Raw genomic sequence first — 17562 nt, forward strand, 5'->3', positions numbered from 1 at the left:
GCCCCGGGGCGTCCGGCGGGAGGTCAGGCGGTGGGCGGGGCGAGGACGGTGTCGACGTGGTGGTCGAGCACCGCCTTGGCGGCGTCGGGGGAGCGGTGGCCCAGCGCGACGTCGACGCCGAGGCCGGTGGCGAGCGTCCAGCAGATGTCGGCGGCGACGCGGTCGTCGCCGCGCGCCGGGGCGCCGCGGGCGGCGCGGGCGGCGGCGATGAGGCCCGCCGTGAACGTCAGCAGCGCGTCGTCGCCGGGGGCGAGCACGGCGGCCATGGCCGGGTCGGACACCGCCTGCCCGAGCACCGCGACGGACAGCCGGAGCAGCCGCAGGCCCTCCTCGTCGCGGGCCAGGATCGCGTAGAGGCACTCGCGCAGGATCGTCTCGGGGTCGCCTTCGGCGCCCGCCGCCCGGACGGACGCCTCGATGCGGGCGTCGAGCGCCCGCACCGCCCGGGCGACCGCGTCCGCGACGAGGTCCGCCCGCGTCGCGTAGTAGTGCTGGACCTGCCCCATGGACACGCCGGCCTCGGCGGCGACCCGCCGCAGCGTCACGCTCTCCAGCCCGCCGCGGACCGTCAGCGACCACACCGCCTCGGCGAGCCGCCGCCTGCGCTCCTCGTGATCGACGACCTTCGGCACGCGCCCTCCCGTTTTCGCAATGCATGCGCATTGCGACCGCTCTCCGCCCCGGTTACCATGCGGATGCATTGTAACTGGGGCGTGGTGCGCGTCCCGTGCCGCCAGGGGGTTCGATGAAGTTCGTCATGCTGCAGGTCGCCGGGATGCTCCTCCTCGTTCTCGGTGCCCAAGGGGCGATCCGCCTGATCGCCGACCACGACGCCGCGGGGTTGCTGGGCGGGATGCCCGGCGGATTCCCGGCCGCGCTGGTCGTCCACCTCGCCGGGACGCTCGCCGGGATCCTGCTCGCAGGGTGGGCGAACGGGCGGGCGAAGGCGGGCGGGCGCGGGTGACGGTCAGGCGGGCTTGCGGGCGTGGCCGAGGTAGGTGACGACCGGGGGGCCGCCCGGGTCGAGGACGAACCCGGCCAGCGCCGCGACCTCGTCGTCGCCGACGGCGCCGCGGCGGCGGGCCAGTACGGTGCGCACGAGGCCGACGGCGCTCGCGGGCTTGAAGCCGCAGACGTCCTCGGCGTGCAGACCGTGCCGGGACAGGACGGCGGCGACGTCGGACGGGCGCCGCAGCCGGTCGCTCGCGTAGCGGCGGGGCGGCATGATGCGGGTCCACGGGAGGCGCTGGAAGGCGCCGAGGTAGACGAGCTTCGCCGGGACGGTCCGGTTGACGGTGTCGTACACGAGCGCGCCGCCGGGCCGCAGGGCGCGGGCGGCCAGTTCGACGACGCGGTCGAGGTCGCCGGTGATCTCGAAGGTGTCGGCCGCGTACACGAGGTCGAAGGACGCGGGCGGGACGTCGAAGTCCTCGGCGCGCGCGGTGCGGTGCGCGACGGGCAGGTCCCCGGCGGCGGCCTCGGCGATGCGGGTCGCCGCCGGGGACGGGTCGAGCGCCGTCACGTCCATGCCGGCGCGGGCCATGCCGTGCGGCAGCTCCCCGGTGCCGCCGCCGAGGACGAGCGCGCGGCCCCGGGCGAGCCCGTGCTCCGCGAGGTAGGCCATGCGCACGTCCTGGAAGGCGATCGCGCGCAGGCGGCGCCCGTCGACGGCGCCGGGGCGGGTGGAGTCGAGTTCGATGAGCGGTGCGGTTCCCATGCCGGGCGTCCTCTCCCTCGTGAGTTCCCTCAAGATACCAACCGAGTTCCCTCAGGGAACCTTCGGGTAGCCTGCCGGGCATGACCCGTACCCCGCTGTCCGACGCGGCCTGCTCGATCGCCCGCGCGACCGACCTGTTCGGGGACGCCTGGACCGCGCTGATCATGCGCGACGTCCTGCTCGGGATCACCCGGTTCGACGACCTCGCCCGCGACCTCGGCATCTCCCGCAAGGTCCTCTCCGCGCGGCTCGCGCGCCTCGTCGAGGAGGACGTCCTGACCCGCGAGCAGTACCAGGACCACCCGCCCCGCGCGCACTACCGGCCGACCGACAAGGGCAAGGAGCTCTACCCGGTCCTGCTCGCGCTGATGAACTGGGGCGACCGCTGGTACGCGGGGGAGGCGGGCCCGCCCGCGCGCATCCGCCACCGCGACTGCGGGCACGACACCACGCCCGTCCTCGCCTGCGCGCACTGCGGGGAGCCGCTCACGGTGGGCAACACCGACCAGCGCCCGGGCCCCGGCGGCCGCGTCGGCCCCGCCACGCGCGTCCTCGGCCCCCTCCTCCTCGCGCGCGCCGCCGAAGACCCGGACGCGGATCAGGGGCGGCCTCGTCCCGCGGAGGGGTGACGCGGGCCGGCGGACCCGCCTTTGGTCGGGGGCCGGGCGGCGGCGGTCACCCTTCCGGGTGAGGCGGAACATCATCTTCCCGGCGGATTCCGGCAAGCCCGGCTTCGCGGACGATGGGACGAATGGAATGGGTCACGGAGTGGGTCCGGGGGCTGAGCGACCTGCCCTTCCCGCTGCTGCTCGCGGTGGCCGGGGTGCTGGCGTTCGCCGAGTCCGGGCTGGGCGTCGGGTCGGTCGTCCCGGGGGAGACGGCCGTCGTGGTCCTCGGCGCCGCGGCCGCCGACCCGGCCCGCTACCCGGTGATGCTGCTCGTCGTCGCGCTGGGCGTGACGGCGGGCGACCACGTCGGGTACCTGCTCGGCCGCGCGAACGGCGAGCGGATGCGGGAGACCCGCGCGGTGCGCCGGCTCGGCGTCCGGCACTGGGACCGCGCCGCGGCGGCCCTCCGCCGGTACGGCGCCGCCGCCGTGTTCGTCACCCGGCTCGTCCCGGTGGTCCGGACGCTCACGCCCGCGGCGGCCGGGGTCGCGAACGTTCCGTACCGCCGCTTCCTGCTCGCGTCGCTCGCCGGGTCGCTGCTCTGGGCGGCGGTGTTCGTCAGCATCGGCGCGTTCGCGGGCGCGTCCGCGTCCCGCCTGGAGCAGCTCTTCGGCTGGGGCGCCTGGATCCTGTTCGGCCTGGCCGCGGCTGCGGCCGCCGCGGTGCTCCTCCTCCGCCGCCGCGCCCGCCGCGCCCGCGACGAGGCGCCCGAGCCCGCCGCCGAGCCGCCCGCGGTCGCGGAGCGGCCCTGCTCGGACGCCGCGTCCGCCTGACGCGCCGGACCTCGCGGTGACATGTGGGTGTCCGCCCGGTGCGGCTGCCCGCGCCGGTCGGCCATAGAGGGCCCCCGAACGCGCAACGTAGCGTCGCGGTGGCACATCGTGATGCGAAGAATCGTGATGCGACGGAGGGCGACCGAATGACGAACGGTGGGACCGGCACGCGGCTCAGCCTGGGGACGGACGCCGCGCGGAACCTCGCGACGACCGCCAAGACGCGTCCGCAGATGCAGGGCGTCTCGTCCCGCTGGCTGCTGCGGGTCCTGCCGTGGGTGCGGGTCTCGGGCGGGACGTACCGGGTGAACCGGCGGCTCGCCTACCAGGTGTGCGACGGGCGGGTGGCGTTCGTCAACACGGGCGCGCAGGTCCGGGTCATCCCGTCGGAGCTCGCGGAGCTGGCGCCGCTGCGGGGGTTCGCGGACGCGCGGGTGCTGGAGGTCCTCGCTGGGCGGTGCGTGCAGGCGGAGTACGCGGCCGGCGACGTGATCGCGGAGGCGGGGCGCCCGGCCGACCGGGTCCACCTGATCGTGCACGGGAAGGTCGTCCGGCTGGGCGACGGCGCGTACGGGACGCCGGCGCGGCTGGGCGCGCTGGCCGGCGGAGAGTACTTCGGCGCGGAGGCCCTCACCGACGAGGACGCCGTGTGGGAGGCGACCGCGAAGGCGGCGACGGGCTGCACGGTGCTGTCGCTGACCCGGGAGGCGTTCGCGGAGGTCGCGGCGAACTCGGCGGCGCTGCAGGAGCGGCTCGAGCGGTTCCGGGAGTCGGGCCCGCCGGCGGTGAACAAGCGCGGCGAGGCGTCCGTCGACGTCGCGTCCGGGCACGCGGGGGAGCCGCGGCTGCCCGGCACGTTCGTCGAGTACGAGGCGGAGCCGCGCGAGTACCCGCTGAGCCTGGCGCAGACGGTGCTGCGGGTGCACACCCGCGTGGCGGACCTCTACAGCGACCCGATGGACCAGGTGGAGCAGCAGCTCCGCCTGACGATCGAGGCGCTGCGGGAGCGCCAGGAGCACGAGATGGTCAACAACCGGGACTTCGGCCTCCTGCACAACGCCGACCCCCGGCAGCGGCTCACCACCCGGAGCGGCCCGCCGTCGCCCGCCGACCTGGACGAGCTGCTCGCGCGGCGGCGCGGGACGCGCGTGCTGCTCGCGCACCCGCGCGGCATCGCGGCGTTCCTGCGCGAGTGCACCCGCCAGGGCGTCTACCCGAAGCAGACCGAGGTGGACGGCACGCGGGTGACGGCCTGGCGGAACGTGCCGCTGCTCCCGTGCGACAAGATCCCGGTGAGCCGCACCGGGGTCAGCTCGATCATCGCCATGCGCACCGGCGAGGACGACCAGGGCGTCATCGGCCTGCACAAGACCGGCATCCCGGACGAGCGCGAGCCGGGGCTGTCGGTCCGGTTCAAGGGCGTGGACGACCGCGCGATCAGCTCGTACCTGGTCGGCGTCTACTTCTCCGCGGCCGTCCTCGTCCCCGACGCGCTCGGCGTGCTGCACGACGTCGAGACCGCCCGCTGACGCTAGTCGTCGCAGAGGGCCGCGTCGAAGGCGTCCTTCAGCCGCTGCTCCCCGGCGTCGCTCAGGCCCGGCTTGACGTTCACCATGACGGTCGCGCCGCGGCCGTGGCGGGTCGCGCCGCTGAGGGTGCTGAAGCCGACCATGTCGCCGGCGTGGCCCCACACGGGCGCCCCGCACGACCTCGGGACGCGCCGCAGGCCGAGGCCGTACTCCGGGCTGACCTCCGTCGTCCGCATCATCTCGCGCAGCGTCCCGGGGCGCAGGACCCGGCCGCCGACCAGGGCGGTGAAGAACCGGTTGAGGTCGGAGGCGTCCGACACCAGGTCGCCGCCGCCCCACGCGGTGGACGCGCTGAGCCGCGTCCGGTCGAGCAGCGTCCCGTCCAGGCGGACGTACCCGCGGGGGTGCGGCGACGGCAGGCCGGTCGCGGCGCCGGGGGCGCCGGTGTCGTCCAGGCGCAGCGGGTCCAGGACGCGCCGCTCGACCACGTCGGCGAGCGGGTCGCCGGTGACGGCCTCCACGACGAGCCCGGCGAGGAGGTAGCCGGTGTTGGAGTAGGACCAGCCGGTGCCGGGCGCGAACTCCGGCGGGTGGGCGAGCGCGAGGGCGAGCAGGTCGTCGCGGTCGTGCCGTTCGAGGGGGTTCTCGACGATGCGGCCGATGCCGAGGTGATCGAGGTAGTCCGGCAGGCCGCTGGTGTGCTGGAGGAGCTGCCGGACGGTGATGTTCCGCCCGTCGTGGCCGTTGCCGCGCACCGTTCCGGGCAGGTACCGCTCGACGGGCGCGTCGAGGTCGACGAGCCCGTCCTCGACGAGCAGCAGCACCGTGGTCGCGGTGAACGTCTTGGTGATGCTGCCGATCCGCCAGTGGCCCTCGCGCGGGACGGGGGCGCCGGTCCGCACGTCCCCGACGCCGCTGGTGAGGACGGTGCGGCCGCGCCGGTCCCGGACCGCGGCGAGCGCGCCGGGCGCCCCGTCCTCCGCCGTGAGGGTGTGCAGCAGCCGCCGGAGCCGGGGCCGGTCCTCGCCGGCCGCGGCGGGCACCGCGGTCCCGGCCGCGACCAGCCCGGCGAGGCCGGCGACGGCGATCGCCTTGCGCAGCATGGTGTCTCCTTACGCTGGGGAGACCGTCACGCTACGAGCGCCCGTGCCGGACGGTCGTCCCGCCCGGGTACCGGATCCCGTCTGGCTCCGCGGGGGCGGTGCGGCGCGGGCGGCTGTCAGACGCCGCCGCCGGCGCGCCAGTTCGGGTCCCGGCCGGACGCGCCGAGGGCGCGCTCGAACGCGGGCGCGTCCGCCGGGACCGGCACCGGGTCGGCGAACCCGTCGTACTTCCGGTAGATGTCGCCGTGCTCCTCGACCACGCCGAGGACGAACGCCCCGGCCTCGGGCGAGACGCGCAGTTCCGCCCCGACGCTGCGGGCGGCGTCCCAGCCGTGCACGGCCATCTCCTTGATCACCATGGACGCGACGTCGACGGCGGGCGCGGAGCCGCCCCCGAAGTCCACGTCGCCCTCCCACACGGCGGGGTCGGCCCACGCGGCGACGGCGCGGTCGAGTTGGGCGGCATACTCCTCGGCCCACGATCCGCCGGCGGTGAAGTCGCGCCCGGTCAGCTCCTCGGGCAGCGGCTCGCGCCGCGCCCGGTGCTCCAGGCCGTGGGAGGTGTAGAGCACCCAGTGGTTCACCAGCGTCCGCAGGTCGAAGGCGGCGCACGGGGTCGGGTCGCCGAGCCGGTCCGGACCGGCGGCGGCGACGGCGCGGGCGACGCGCGCGGCCTCGGCCGCGCACTCCTTCATGTAAGCGTGGTAGCGCTCGACGTCCTTTTCGTTCATGTGTTCGACCGTATGTCCGCGCGCGCGGCGGCCTCTTGGAGAAAAGCGCCAATATCCTGGGCACATGGGCGAGTTCGGACGGGGCGTGCTGTACCCGCAGAGGCAGGCGTCCATCGTCGACCTGGAGCGGCGTCCGCCCGGCGCGGGCCTGCGCGGGATCGTGGAGCACTACTGGCACGTCCGGTGGCGCACCCCGGAGCCGTACGACACGAAGGTGCTGTCGCATCCGAGCGTCCACCTGGTGTTCGAGGAGCCGGAGCCGCTCGTCTACGGAGTCGACCGCGACCTGTTCGTCCGCCGCCTGGAGGGGGAGGGGCAGGTCCTCGGCGTGAAGTTCCGGCCGGGCTGCTTCCGGCCGTTCGCCGGACGGCCGGTGATCGGGCTGGCCGACGGCAGGTTCCCGGCCGCGGAGTTCTTCGGCCCCGCGGTCGGCGCCGCGAACCGCGAGGTCCTCGGCTCGTCCGACACCGACCTGATGGCGAAGGCGGCCGAGGAGTTCCTGCTGCCCCGGCTGCCCGCCCCCGACCCGGTCGCCGCCGAGGTCGCGGAGATGGTCGAGCGGCTCACCGCGTCCCCGGCCGTGTTCCGCGTCGGGCAGGCCGCCGACCTGCTGCACGTCTCGTCCCGGACGCTCCAGCGGCTCTTCGCCGAGTACGTGGGGGCGAGCCCGAAGTGGGTGCTGCGGCGGGCGCGCCTGCACGAGGCCGCGACCCGCGCCGACCGGGGCGTCCCGGTCGACTGGGCCGCCCTGGCCGGCGAGCTGGGCTACTACGACCAGGCGCACCTGGTCCGCGACTTCACGGCGGCGGTCGGGGAGCCCCCCGCCCGCTACGCCCGCTGACGTCCGGGGTCAGCCGGACGTCTCGACCTCGCGCCGGACGACCTTGCCCGTCGCGTTGCGCGGCAGCGGCTCGGTCGTGAGGCGCCACCGCGACGGCACCTTGTAGTAGGCGAGGCGCTCGCGGGCGAACGCCGCGATCTCGTCCTCCGCCGGGACGGCGTCCGCGAAGACCACCACGGCCGTCACCTCCTGGCCGAGGTCGGCGTGCGGGACGCCCAGGACGACGCACTCGCGCACGCCCGGGAACTCGGCGAGGACGTTCTCGATCTCCGCCGGGTACACGTTCTCGCCGCCGCGCAGGATCAGGTCGGAGCGGCGGGTGGTGAGCCGCAGCCGCCCGCCCTCGACCATGCCGATGTCGCCGGTGTGCAGCCACCGGTCCGCGCGGATCGCCTGGTCGGTGGCCGCTTGGTCCTTCCAGTAGCCGAGCATGTTGTAGGCGCTGCGGACGCACACCTCGCCCTCCGCGCCCTCGGGCAGCGCGTTGCCGTCCGGGTCGCGGATCTCGAGCTGGACGCCGATGACGGGGCGGCCGAGCGTCCCGGGGGCCTCGGCGAGGTCGGCGGGCGTGGCGGTGGCGACGCCGGTGCACGACTCGGTGAGGCCGTAGCTGTCGACGAGGGCGTCCTTGGCCGGCGGGAACACCGCCCGCAGCCGCTCCTTGAACGCGGGCGAGGACGGGGCGGTGGCCAGCGAGAACGCGGTCAGCGACGACAGGTCGTACTTCGCCGCGGCGCCGTGCTCGACGATCCGGTGCGCCATCGTCGGCACCGCGCCCCAGTTCGTCACGCGCTCCCGCTCGATCAGCCCGAGGACGGCGTCCACGTCGAACCGGCCCTCGTGCATGATCACGGCGGAGCCGGTGGCCAGCCGCGGGACGGCCAGGTTGTGCAGGCTCGCGATGTGGAACAGCGGCAGGACCAGCAGGTAGCGGCGGTCGGCGGGGTCACCGGGGACGCCCATCGCGCGCATCAGCGCGTCGTTGAACCGGTGGTACTCGATCACCGACGTGAGGTTGCGGTGCGTGTGCACGGCGCCCTTCGGGCGTCCCGACGTCCCGCTCGTGTAGAGGATGACCGCCGGGTCGTCCTCGGCGGCCTCGGGCACGCCCAGCGCGGCGAGGGTCGCGTCCGGGTAGCGTGCGGCGAGCGCCGGGACGTCGTCCTCGACGGTCAGCACCCGCGCCCCGGCGGTCCGCTCGGCGCGCTTGGCGTCGGCGATGACCAGCACCGGCTCGGTGTGGCCGAGCGCGTACTCGATCTCGGCGGGCGTCCACCAGGCGTTGTAGGCGACGGCGATGCCCCCGGCCGCGAGCACGGCCCAGAACGCCAGGATCCACTCGGGGGAGTTCGCCGCGTTGATCGCGACGCGGTCGCCGGGCCGCACGCCGTGGTCGTCCCGCAGCGCCTTGGCGAGCGACGCCGCCCGCGCCGCGTGCTCCGCGAAGGAGATGCGGCGGGTGGCGGTGACGATGTAGTCGCGGTCGCCGTAGGCGGCGGACGCGGCCAGGACGGCGCCGAGGTTGCGGGCCCGCCCGGTGAACACCGGCAGCCGGGTGCCCAGCACCTCCTCCTCGCGGAGCTCGAACTCGCCGCCGGGGCCGACCAGCCCCTGCACGATCTCCATCGCCGTCATGGCTCCTCCTCGCTGGCGTTGCCGCAGATTCTCATCCGCCCGGCCGGAGGCACCAGACCATTCCGCTGAGCGGGACCGGCGTTTCCGCAGGGGCGCGCACCGGGTTCCCGGTGAGCGGGACTGGACGGCCCGCGTGGGCCGCGTCACATCACGATGGCCGCAACCAGGGCCGCGGCCCGCGGCGACACGCCGACCACCTGGTCCGGCGCCGCACCACCAGGGTCAATCGAACACGGGAGCGCAGCATGGGAACCCTCGACGGCAAGGTCGCGATCGTCACGGGCGCCGGGCAGGGCGTGGGGCAGGGCATCGCGCTGGCGCTCGCGTCGGAGGGCGCGGCGGTCGCGGTGCTCGGCCGGACCGCGGCGAAGCTCGAGACGACGTGCGGCCTCGTACGGGAGCGCGGGGCGCGCGCCGAGCCGTTCGCCTGCGACGTCGCCGACACCGACGCGATCCCCGGGCTCGTGGACGCGGTCGCCGAGCGGCTGGGCGGCATCGACATCCTGGTCAACAACGCCTACTCGGGGAAGTACGGGCCGCTGCTGGGGATGAGCGACGCCGACTTCCAGAAGGGCTTCCGCACCGGCCCGTTCGCGGCGTTCGCGTTCATGCGGGCCTGCCACCCGCACATGAAGGCGCGCGGCGGCGGCAGCATCGTCAACCTCGTCACCTCCGCGATGGTCCGCTGGGACCCGCATACGTACGGCGCGTACGCGGCGGCCAAGCAGGCGCTCCGGTCGCTGACCCGGACGGCCGCGGCCGAGTGGGGCCCGGACGGCATCCGCGCGAACTCGATCGCGCCGCACGCCCTCTCGCCCGGCCTGCGGCGGTGGGCCGACGCGTTCCCGGAGGCCGCCGAGGAGTTCCGCAAGACGATCCCGCTGGGCTACATCGGCGACTGCGAGCAGGACATCGGCCGGGCGGTGCTCGCGCTCGTCCAGCCCGACCTGCGCTACCTGACCGGCGCGACGATCCCGCTGGACGGCGGCCAGGCGTTCTTCGGCTGACGCGCGCCGCCGGCGCACGGGCCTCCCCGCCAAGGACCACGCCCCCCGCCATCACCACCCCCACCCACTAAAGGAGACGACCGGATGAAGGTCGACAAGATCGGACGCCTCGCGGCGGGTGCCCTCGCCGTGGCGCTGGTGGCGTCCTGCACCAGCGAGCGGTCCGGGACCGCGCTGATGCAGGGCGACGGCGCGGGCGGCGGCGGGCAGGCCGCCGCGTCCGCCGAGAAGTTCGGGACGCTGCCGTCGCCCTGCGGACCGGGCGACGCGAAGGGCGCCACGGACCAGGGCGTCACCGACGACGCCATCACGATCGGCTTCGGCGACGACCGGGGCTTCGCGTCCGCGCCGGGCCTGTCGAAGGAGATGGGCGACGCCGTCTCCGCGCTGATCGACTGGTGCAACGGGCAGGGCGGCATCAACGGCCGCAAGATCAAGGGCAACCAGTACGACGGCGCCTACATGCACGCCGCGAAGGTGGTGCAGGAGTCCTGCAAGCAGGACTTCATGCTCGTCGGGCAGGGCTTCGCGATGGACGACGCCGCCGAGCAGTACCGGGTGGCGTGCAAGCTGCCGACGGTCGCGGGCTTCACGGTGGGCCCGAACGCGGCGATGGGGCCGATGAAGTTCGAGGCCGTCCCGTACCCGGTGGACCGGATGAACATCGGGTCGCTGCGCATCGCGCAGGAGATGTGGTCGGACTTCGACGGCAAGACGGACGTGCTGCTGTCGACGTCGCCCGCGGTGACGACCGGGACGAACAAGGTCGTGTCCGCGATGAAGCAGGTCGGCGTGGAGCCGATGGAGTGCGGCGTCCGGCTGAACGACGCGGGCGAGAGCAGCTACATGCCGTTCGCGCAGAAGATCAAGAAGTGCGGCGCCGGGTACCTGTGGTCGTCCGACACCCCCGACCCGGGCCAGTTCAGCCTGCTGGAGTCGGTGAAGCGGGCGGGCGCCGAGCCGAAGTACCTGATGGAGGCGACCTGGTACAGCACCAAGGTCTCCGAGTGGAACAAGGGCTCGGGCGCGGGCGACAACCTGTACGCGGGCATGATCTTCCAGCCGTTCGAGAACGCCGGCAAGGCGCCCGCGGTCAAGCAGTACATGGACCTCGTCGAGGCCAAGGACGGCAAGATCGCGCTGCTGGGCATGCAGGCGACGTCGTCGTTCCTGCTGTGGGCGACGGCCGCCGACAAGTGCGGCTCCGACCTCACCCGGCAGTGCGTCGTCAACGAGCTGGCGAAGGTCCACGAGTGGACGGGCGGCGGGCTGCACGCCCCGACCGACCCGGGCGCCAACAAGCCCGCGAGCTGCGCGCTGGTCGTGAAGCTGACCGGCGAGAAGTGGAACCAGGTCTTCCCGGAGGAGACCGGGGAGTTCTCCTGCGGCGACGACTACGTGGTGGAGACCGACGCCAAGACGTGGGGCACCGAGCTGGACGACGACCGGATCTCCACGAAGTTCCTGACGGACGACGTCATCAAGCCGCAGACCTCGTGAGGCGCACGGCACGACCGATGGGAGGAACTCGCGCATGACGACGTTCCTGACGTACACGATCCTGGGGCTCGTCCTGGGCGCGGTGTACTTCATCGCGGCCTCGGGACTCGTCCTCACCTACAACACCTCGGGCATCTTCAACTTCGCCCACGGCGCGCAAGCCATGTTCGGAACGTTCCTCTACTGGCAGTTCACCAACGTGTGGGGCTGGCCGGTCTGGCTGGCGCTGGTCGTCGTGGTGGGCGTGGTCGGCCCGGCGATGGGCGCCGCGCTGCACGCGGTGATCATGCGGGGGCTGCGCGGCACCGCCGAGGTCACGAAGATCATCGTGACGGTGGCGGTGCTCCTTGGAACGGTCTACCTCGCCCAGTGGGCGTGGAACCCGGACGAGGCGTACACCGTCGACATGTTCTTCGGCGGCGGCGCGAAGATCACCGTTGCCGGGGTGGTGGTCCGCTGGCACGAGATCGTCTGCCTCGCCGCCGCCGTGGCGATCGCGGTCGGCCTGCGGCTGCTGTTCACCCGCAGCCGGACGGGCGTGGTGATGCGCGCGTCCGTCGACGACCCCGACCTCGTGCGGCTGAACGGGCACGACCCGGAGCGGGCCGCGATGCTCGCGTGGGCCCTCGGGTCCACGCTGGCCGTGCTCGCCGGCGTCCTGATCGTCCCGATCAGCGGCGGCGGGCTGGACGCGAACATGCTGACCCTGCTGGTGATCGACGCGTTCGCGGCGGCGATGTTCGGGCGGCTGCGCAGCATCCCCCGGACGTTCGCGGGCGCGATCGTCCTCGGCCTCGCGGCGAACTACGTGCTCGCGTACATGCCGTCCGCCGGGACGTTCGCGGGCAACCTGCGGGTGTCGCTGCCGATGATCCTGCTGTTCGTCGTGCTGGTGGTGCTGCCGCAGGACCGGCTGCGGGGCGCGGCCGTCCGGACCCGGGAGCGGTACCGCCCGCCGACGGTCCGCTCGGCGGCGGTGTGGGGCGCCGTGCTCGTCGCGGTCGTCTACCTCTACAGCCTGCTGCTGTCGGACGGCGGCGTCTCGACGCTCGCGCTCGGCATGTCGTTCGCGATCATCGCGCTGTCGCTGACCGTCCTGACCGGCTACGCGGGCGAGCTGAACCTCGCGCCGCTGGCGTTCGGGGCGGTCGCCACGGTCGTCGCGTTCCACTTCGGGGTGCAGGGCAGCGGCCTCGCGGCGCGGCTCGGGGTGCACGGCGTGCTGCTGGGCGTCCTGGCCGCGGCGGTCGTCGGCGGGCTGATCGCCCTCCCGGCGCTCCGCCTGCGCGGCCTGTACCTGGCCCTGGCGACGATGGCGTTCGGGGTGTTCCTGTCGAACATGGTGCTGCGCGACACCACCCAGCACGAGCTGTTCGGGGTGAAGTTCACGCTGTTCCCCGGCGGTTCCCTCGTCGTCCCGCCGCCGAAGTTCGGCCCGGTCGACCTGCGGAACGGCACCGCGTTCCTGATGACGGCGACCGTCCTGTTCGCGCTGATCGCGATCGGTCTGGCGGCGCTGCGCGCCGGCGGGTACGGGCGGCGGCTCGCGGCGATGAAGGACAGCCCGGCGGCGACGGCGATGCTCGGGCAGAACCTCGTCCGGCTCAAGCTCGGCGTCTTCATGATCTCCGCGGCGATCGCGGGCCTCGGCGGCATCCTGATGTCGTCCGCGACCGGCACCGTCGCGCAGGAGAACTTCACCTTCACCGTGAGCCTCAGCCTGCTGATGCTCGTCGTCGTCGCCGGCATCGGCTACATCACCGGCGCCCTGTTCGGTGGGCTGATGGCGGGCGTCGGCGGCGCGGTGCTGGTGGGGACGTTCGGCGACCTCGCCCTGGAGCACGAGGGGCCCGCGCAGATCTTCACCGCGCTCGGCCACCTCGTCATGGTGCTGACGGCGCTGGTCGGGATGGGCGTCGGCAAGAACCCCAGCGGCGTCGTCCACGACGTCGTCGAGGGCTACCGGGCGATGCGCGGCGCGAAACCGCTCCTCTACGGGGCGGCCGCGTTCGGGGCCGTCCTGTACGTCCTCGCCGTCACCGGCGTGATCGGTTCGTGGACGTTCTCCCTCATCGCCCTCAGCGTGGTCATGCTCCTGCCGGTCGTCGGCCGCATGGTCCTGGAGGAGGGGCGCAAGCGGGAGACGCCGCTCGAACTGCTCGGCGTGGACGAGCCCTACACCGACGAAGTGCGCGCGCGCCTGGACCAGGAACTCGGGCTGCCCGTCACCAGCGGAACGTTGAAGGGAGGGGCCGGTGTCCCCGCGTGAAGCACCCCTGCTCGAAACCCGGGGCGTCACCGTCCGGTTCGGCGGCAACACCGCCGTGGACGACGTCAGCCTCGCCGTCGCCGAGGGCCGGATCACCGGGCTGATCGGCCCGAACGGCGCGGGCAAGACGACGATGTTCAACACCGTCACGGGCCTGCAGAAGCCGGCGTCCGGGCAGGTGCTGCTGGACGGCGCCGACATCACCAAACTGCCCCCGGCCAAGCGCGCGCGGCGCGGCATGGCGCGCACGTTCCAGCGGCTGGAGCTGTTCCTGTCGCTGTCCGTGCGCGACAACGTGCGCGTCGCGGGGGACGTCCTGCGCGCCGGTGGACGCCGCAAGAGGTTCGACCTCGAAGCGGAGACCGACCGGATCCTGGAGCGCACGGGCCTGACCGACATCGCCCACCGGGAGGTGTCGGACATCCCGATCGGGCGGGCCCGCGTGGTCGAGGTCGCCCGCGCGCTGATGACGTCCCCGCGCGTCCTGCTCCTGGACGAGCCCGCGTCCGGGCAGACGGAGCAGGAGACCGAGGCGTTCGCGGAGATGCTCACCGGCCTCGCCGCCGACGGCCTCGCGATCTGCCTCGTCGAGCACGACCTGCCGCTCGTCATGCGGCTGTGCTCGACGATCCACGTCCTCGACTACGGCGCCCTGATCGCGTCCGGCACCCCGGCCGAGATCAAGGAGTCCCCCGAGGTCATCGCCGCCTACATCGGGACGGAGGAGGCCGCATGACGGCACGTCGCCGCCCACAAGAGGCACGCATGACGAAGGCGAAGACGGAGTCCGCGGCCGGGGCCGGGACGGCGGCCGGTGCGGAGCCGCTGCTCGAACTGCGGGGCGTCCACGCCGCCTACGGCGCCATCGAGGTCCTGCACGGCGTGGACCTGGCGCTCCGGCCGGGGTCCCTGCTCGCGCTGCTCGGCCCGAACGGCGGCGGCAAGTCCACCACGATGCGCGTGTGCAGCGGCCTGCACGCGCCGTCCCGGGGCGAGTTGCGGTTCGCGGGCCGCAAGATGAACGGCGTCACCGCGCAGCAGGCCGCGCGGCTCGGCGTGTGCTCGATCCCGGAGGGGCGCGGCGTCTTCCCGAACCTGACCGTGCGGGAGAACCTGTGGGCCGCCACCGGGACGGGCGCCCGCCGCGAGGACGTCGAGGAGAAGGCGTTCGCCCGCTTCCCGATCCTGGCGAAGCGGCGCGACCAGCTCGCCGGGTCCATGTCCGGCGGCGAGCAGCAGATGCTCGCGCTGTCGCGCGCGCTCGGCACCGACCCCGCGGTGCTGCTGCTCGACGAACTGTCCATGGGCCTCGCCCCCATGATCGTTTCGCGGATGTACGAGACGGTCGCCGAACTGGTCGAGGGCGGCCTGTCGGTGCTGGTGGCGGAGCAGTTCGCCCGCACGGTGCTGCCGATCGCCGACACCGCCGCCCTCATGCTCCACGGACGGGTCGTCGCGGCCGGCGCGCCCGCCGAGATCGAAGACCGGCTGTCCAGCGACTACCTGGGAGGTTGACGGAACCATGCTCACCGAGGAACGACGCGAGCAGTTCAAGAAGGACGTGGCGGACGAGCGGCTGAAGACCGACCAGTCCCGCCACGACGGCGCGCTGCGCATCATCGGCGCGCTGCTGATGGTCACCGGGGTCGTCGGCGCGTTCGTCTGCTACAACATCTCGCTCGCGCAGGACGACATCCGCAACGTCGGGTCGCTGCACATCATGGCGACGGGCTTCGTGGGCGTGACCGTCCTCGGCGCCGCGCTGTACGTCGCCGCCGTGCTCGCGCGCGTCCTGCGGCTGTGGCTGCTGCGCCAGCTCGTCGAGTCGCAGGCCCGCGCCGACCAGCTCACCGCCGCCCTCAAGGGCTGACCCAGGCGCGGCCGCCCCGCGGCGCCCGTCGCTCCCAGTGAGCGGGATGTCCGGACCGTCCGGGCATCCCGCTCATTACGTTCGTGCCAGTCGCATCACGTGTTGACGGAGGATCCATGACATCGCCAGTTCCGGACGTGCTCGCCCCCGCGAGGCTGGGACCCGTCACGCTCCGCGACCGCAGCGTCAAGGCCGCGACCCGCGGCGCGCCGTCCGCCGAGTCCGCCCGGGGGAGCGTCCGTGGCTGAGACGACGGGGCGCACCGAGACGATCGCCGGCCTGCTGCTCGCGCGGCTCGGCGACGACCGTCCCGGCCTGCGCAGCCGCGACCGGACGTGGACGTGGGACGAGGTGGTCCGGGACGGCGCGGCCCGCGCGGCGCTCGCCCGCTCGCTGCGCCTGGACGACCGCCCGTTCCACATCGGCGTCCTGCTCGACAACGTGCCCGAGTACGTCCTGTGGCTCGGCGCCGCCGCGCTGAGCGGCGCCACCGTCGTCGGCATCAACCCGACCCGCACCGGCGCCTACCTGGAGCAGGAGGTCCGGCACACCGACCTGCAGCTCGTCGTCACCGACGCGGCGGGCGCGCGGCTCCTCGACGGCCTCGACATCGGCGTCCCCCGCGACCGGTTCCTGCTGGTCGACGACGACGCGTACGCGTCCCGCGTGGCCGCGCACGCCTGCGAGCCCGCCGCGGACCCGGCCGTCACGCCCGCGACCCAGATGCTGCTGCTGTTCACGTCCGGGACGACGGGCGCGTCCAAGGCGGCCCGCTGCTCGCAGGGGCGGCTCGCCGAACTCGGCCGGAACAACTCGGCCAAGTACGACATCAAGCGCGACGAGGTGTCGTACTGCCCGATGCCGCTGTTCCACGGCAACGCCCTCATGGCCCTCTGGGCGCCCACGCTCGCCGCCGGCGGCTGCGTCTGCCTGACGCCGAAGTTCTCCGCGTCCGGCTTCCTCCCGGACGTCCGGTTCTACGGTGCGACGTTCTTCACCTACGTCGGCAAGGCCATCGGCTACGTCCTCGCCACCGCCGAGAAGCCGGACGACGCCGACAACACGCTCACGCACGGGTTCGGCACCGAGGCGTCCCCCGAGGACAAGGCCGAGTTCCACCGCCGCTTCGGCGCCCGCCTCGTCGAGGGCTACGGCTCCAGCGAGGGCGCCGGGATGATCAGACGGGACCCGGCGACGCCGCCGACCGCGTTCGGCCGGCCCGCCCACGACGGCGTCCGCATCGTCAACCCGGAGACCCGCGAGACGTGCGCCCCCGCCGTCCTGGACGAGCACGGCCGCGTCGTCAACGCCGAGCAGGCCGTCGGCGAGATCGTCGACGTGCACGGCGCCGCGAAGTTCGAGGGCTACTACAAGAATCCCGAGGCCGACGCCGAACGCGTCCGGCACGGCTGGTACTGGACCGGCGACCTCGGCTACGTCGACGGCGACGGCTTCCTGTACTTCGGGGGCCGCTCCGGCGACTGGATCCGCGTCGACTCCGAGAACATCTCCGCGCTGCTCACCCAGCTCGTCATCCGCCGCCACCCGAAGATCGTCGACGCCGTCGCGTTCGGCGTCCCCGACCCGCGCTCGGGCGACCAGGTGATGGCCGCGATCGAGCTGCCCGACGGCGTGGAGTTCGCGGACCTCGACTTCGCCGCGTTCCTCGCCGCGCAGGACGACCTCGGCACGAAGGGCGCGCCCCGGTTCGTCCGGGTGTCGCACGCCCTGCCCACCACCGGCTCCGGGAAGCTGCGCAAGAAGGAGATGCAGCTGGAGGGCTGGCGCACCGCCGACCCCGTCTACCGCTGGACCGGCCGCGGCGCCCCCTCCTACGTCCTGATGACCGACGACGACAGGACGGCGCTGCGCGAGGAGTTCGTCGCCAACGGCCGCCGCCGCTTCCTCCCCTGAGAAAG

Annotated in this window: 18 protein-coding genes; 13 read left to right on the forward strand and 5 right to left on the reverse strand. The window is 74.0% G+C overall.

The annotated features are described in order from the left end of the window. Positions 1-23: 23 nt before the first annotated feature. Complete coding sequence (locus DMH08_RS19345; protein WP_199747895.1) at positions 24-632, reverse strand: TetR/AcrR family transcriptional regulator; 609 nt, start codon at positions 630-632, stop codon at positions 24-26. Between the two features lie 113 nt (positions 633-745). Between DMH08_RS19345 and DMH08_RS19350 the strand changes: the two genes are divergently transcribed. Then, a complete protein-coding gene (locus DMH08_RS19350) occupies positions 746-964 on the forward strand; it encodes a hypothetical protein (RefSeq protein WP_125616617.1) in 219 nt (72 codons plus the stop codon). A gap of 3 nt (positions 965-967) precedes the next feature. On the opposite strand, the gene DMH08_RS19355 is transcribed toward DMH08_RS19350, so the two are convergent. After that, positions 968-1717 carry a class I SAM-dependent methyltransferase gene (locus tag DMH08_RS19355; RefSeq protein ID WP_125616620.1) on the reverse strand — a complete coding sequence of 250 codons (750 nt, stop codon included), beginning with the start codon at positions 1715-1717 and terminating at the stop codon, positions 968-970. 80 nt (positions 1718-1797) lie between these two features. Here DMH08_RS19355 and DMH08_RS19360 point away from each other — a divergent pair, with 80 nt between their 5' ends. The 3 genes from DMH08_RS19360 to DMH08_RS19370 all read left to right on the forward strand — a co-directional run bounded on the left by DMH08_RS19360 (position 1798) and on the right by DMH08_RS19370 (position 4687). Then, positions 1798-2346, forward strand: a complete 549-nt coding sequence (locus tag DMH08_RS19360; protein ID WP_026400921.1) for a winged helix-turn-helix transcriptional regulator — start codon at positions 1798-1800, stop codon at positions 2344-2346. A gap of 122 nt (positions 2347-2468) precedes the next feature. Beyond that, a complete protein-coding gene (locus DMH08_RS19365) occupies positions 2469-3158 on the forward strand; it encodes a DedA family protein (protein ID WP_051300175.1) in 690 nt (229 codons plus the stop codon). A 146-nt stretch (positions 3159-3304) separates the two neighbouring features. Next, positions 3305-4687, forward strand: coding sequence for a family 2B encapsulin nanocompartment shell protein (locus DMH08_RS19370; protein ID WP_026400920.1), 1383 nt, complete (start codon positions 3305-3307; stop codon positions 4685-4687). A gap of 2 nt (positions 4688-4689) precedes the next feature. Here the strand turns inward: DMH08_RS19370 and DMH08_RS19375 are convergent, their stop codons facing one another. Both DMH08_RS19375 and DMH08_RS19380 read right to left on the reverse strand, forming a co-directional pair. Continuing rightward, positions 4690-5790, reverse strand: coding sequence for a serine hydrolase domain-containing protein (locus DMH08_RS19375; protein WP_199747896.1), 1101 nt, complete (start codon positions 5788-5790; stop codon positions 4690-4692). Positions 5791-5906: 116 nt separating this feature from the next. Next, positions 5907-6521: a TIGR03086 family metal-binding protein gene (locus DMH08_RS19380; protein WP_026400918.1), complete on the reverse strand. Its 615-nt coding sequence runs from the start codon at positions 6519-6521 to the stop codon at positions 5907-5909. Between the two features lie 64 nt (positions 6522-6585). On the opposite strand from DMH08_RS19380, the gene DMH08_RS19385 reads away from it, so the two are divergent. Then, the gene (locus DMH08_RS19385) at positions 6586-7362 is read left to right on the forward strand and encodes an AraC family transcriptional regulator (protein ID WP_026400917.1); all 777 of its coding nucleotides are present in this window, start codon (positions 6586-6588) and stop codon (positions 7360-7362) included. Positions 7363-7371: 9 nt separating this feature from the next. On the opposite strand, the gene DMH08_RS19390 is transcribed toward DMH08_RS19385, so the two are convergent. Next, the gene (locus DMH08_RS19390) at positions 7372-8997 is read right to left on the reverse strand and encodes a class I adenylate-forming enzyme family protein (RefSeq protein WP_125616626.1); all 1626 of its coding nucleotides are present in this window, start codon (positions 8995-8997) and stop codon (positions 7372-7374) included. Positions 8998-9242: 245 nt separating this feature from the next. Between DMH08_RS19390 and DMH08_RS19395 the strand changes: the two genes are divergently transcribed. The 8 genes from DMH08_RS19395 to DMH08_RS19425 all read left to right on the forward strand — a co-directional run bounded on the left by DMH08_RS19395 (position 9243) and on the right by DMH08_RS19425 (position 17557). Further along, positions 9243-10004: an SDR family NAD(P)-dependent oxidoreductase gene (locus DMH08_RS19395; RefSeq protein ID WP_125616628.1), complete on the forward strand. Its 762-nt coding sequence runs from the start codon at positions 9243-9245 to the stop codon at positions 10002-10004. 84 nt (positions 10005-10088) lie between these two features. After that, positions 10089-11504 (forward strand): ABC transporter substrate-binding protein, encoded by a 1416-nt coding sequence (locus DMH08_RS19400; protein ID WP_026400914.1) that lies wholly within the window; start codon positions 10089-10091, stop codon positions 11502-11504. Between the two features lie 34 nt (positions 11505-11538). Next, positions 11539-13773, forward strand: a complete 2235-nt coding sequence (locus DMH08_RS19405; RefSeq protein WP_125616630.1) for an ABC transporter permease — start codon at positions 11539-11541, stop codon at positions 13771-13773. Further along, a complete protein-coding gene (locus tag DMH08_RS19410) occupies positions 13760-14509 on the forward strand; it encodes an ABC transporter ATP-binding protein (RefSeq protein WP_026400912.1) in 750 nt (249 codons plus the stop codon). Before DMH08_RS19405 ends, DMH08_RS19410 begins: the two co-directional genes overlap by 14 nt. A 29-nt stretch (positions 14510-14538) precedes the next feature. Beyond that, positions 14539-15288, forward strand: coding sequence for an ABC transporter ATP-binding protein (locus tag DMH08_RS19415; RefSeq protein WP_026400911.1), 750 nt, complete (start codon positions 14539-14541; stop codon positions 15286-15288). A gap of 7 nt (positions 15289-15295) precedes the next feature. Beyond that, positions 15296-15643: a hypothetical protein gene (locus DMH08_RS19420; RefSeq protein WP_026400910.1), complete on the forward strand. Its 348-nt coding sequence runs from the start codon at positions 15296-15298 to the stop codon at positions 15641-15643. A gap of 116 nt (positions 15644-15759) precedes the next feature. Next, on the forward strand, positions 15760-15891 hold the full coding sequence (locus DMH08_RS42410; RefSeq protein ID WP_267898560.1) for a hypothetical protein: 132 nt from the start codon (positions 15760-15762) through the stop codon (positions 15889-15891). Next, positions 15884-17557: an AMP-binding protein gene (locus DMH08_RS19425; protein WP_125616633.1), complete on the forward strand. Its 1674-nt coding sequence runs from the start codon at positions 15884-15886 to the stop codon at positions 17555-17557. The genes DMH08_RS42410 and DMH08_RS19425 overlap by 8 nt, the downstream gene beginning before the upstream one ends. Positions 17558-17562: the final 5 nt, after the last annotated feature.

Origin of the sequence: Actinomadura sp. WAC 06369, assembly GCF_003947565.1 — a bacterium.
Taxonomy (GTDB): domain Bacteria; phylum Actinomycetota; class Actinomycetes; order Streptosporangiales; family Streptosporangiaceae; genus Spirillospora; species Spirillospora rifamycini.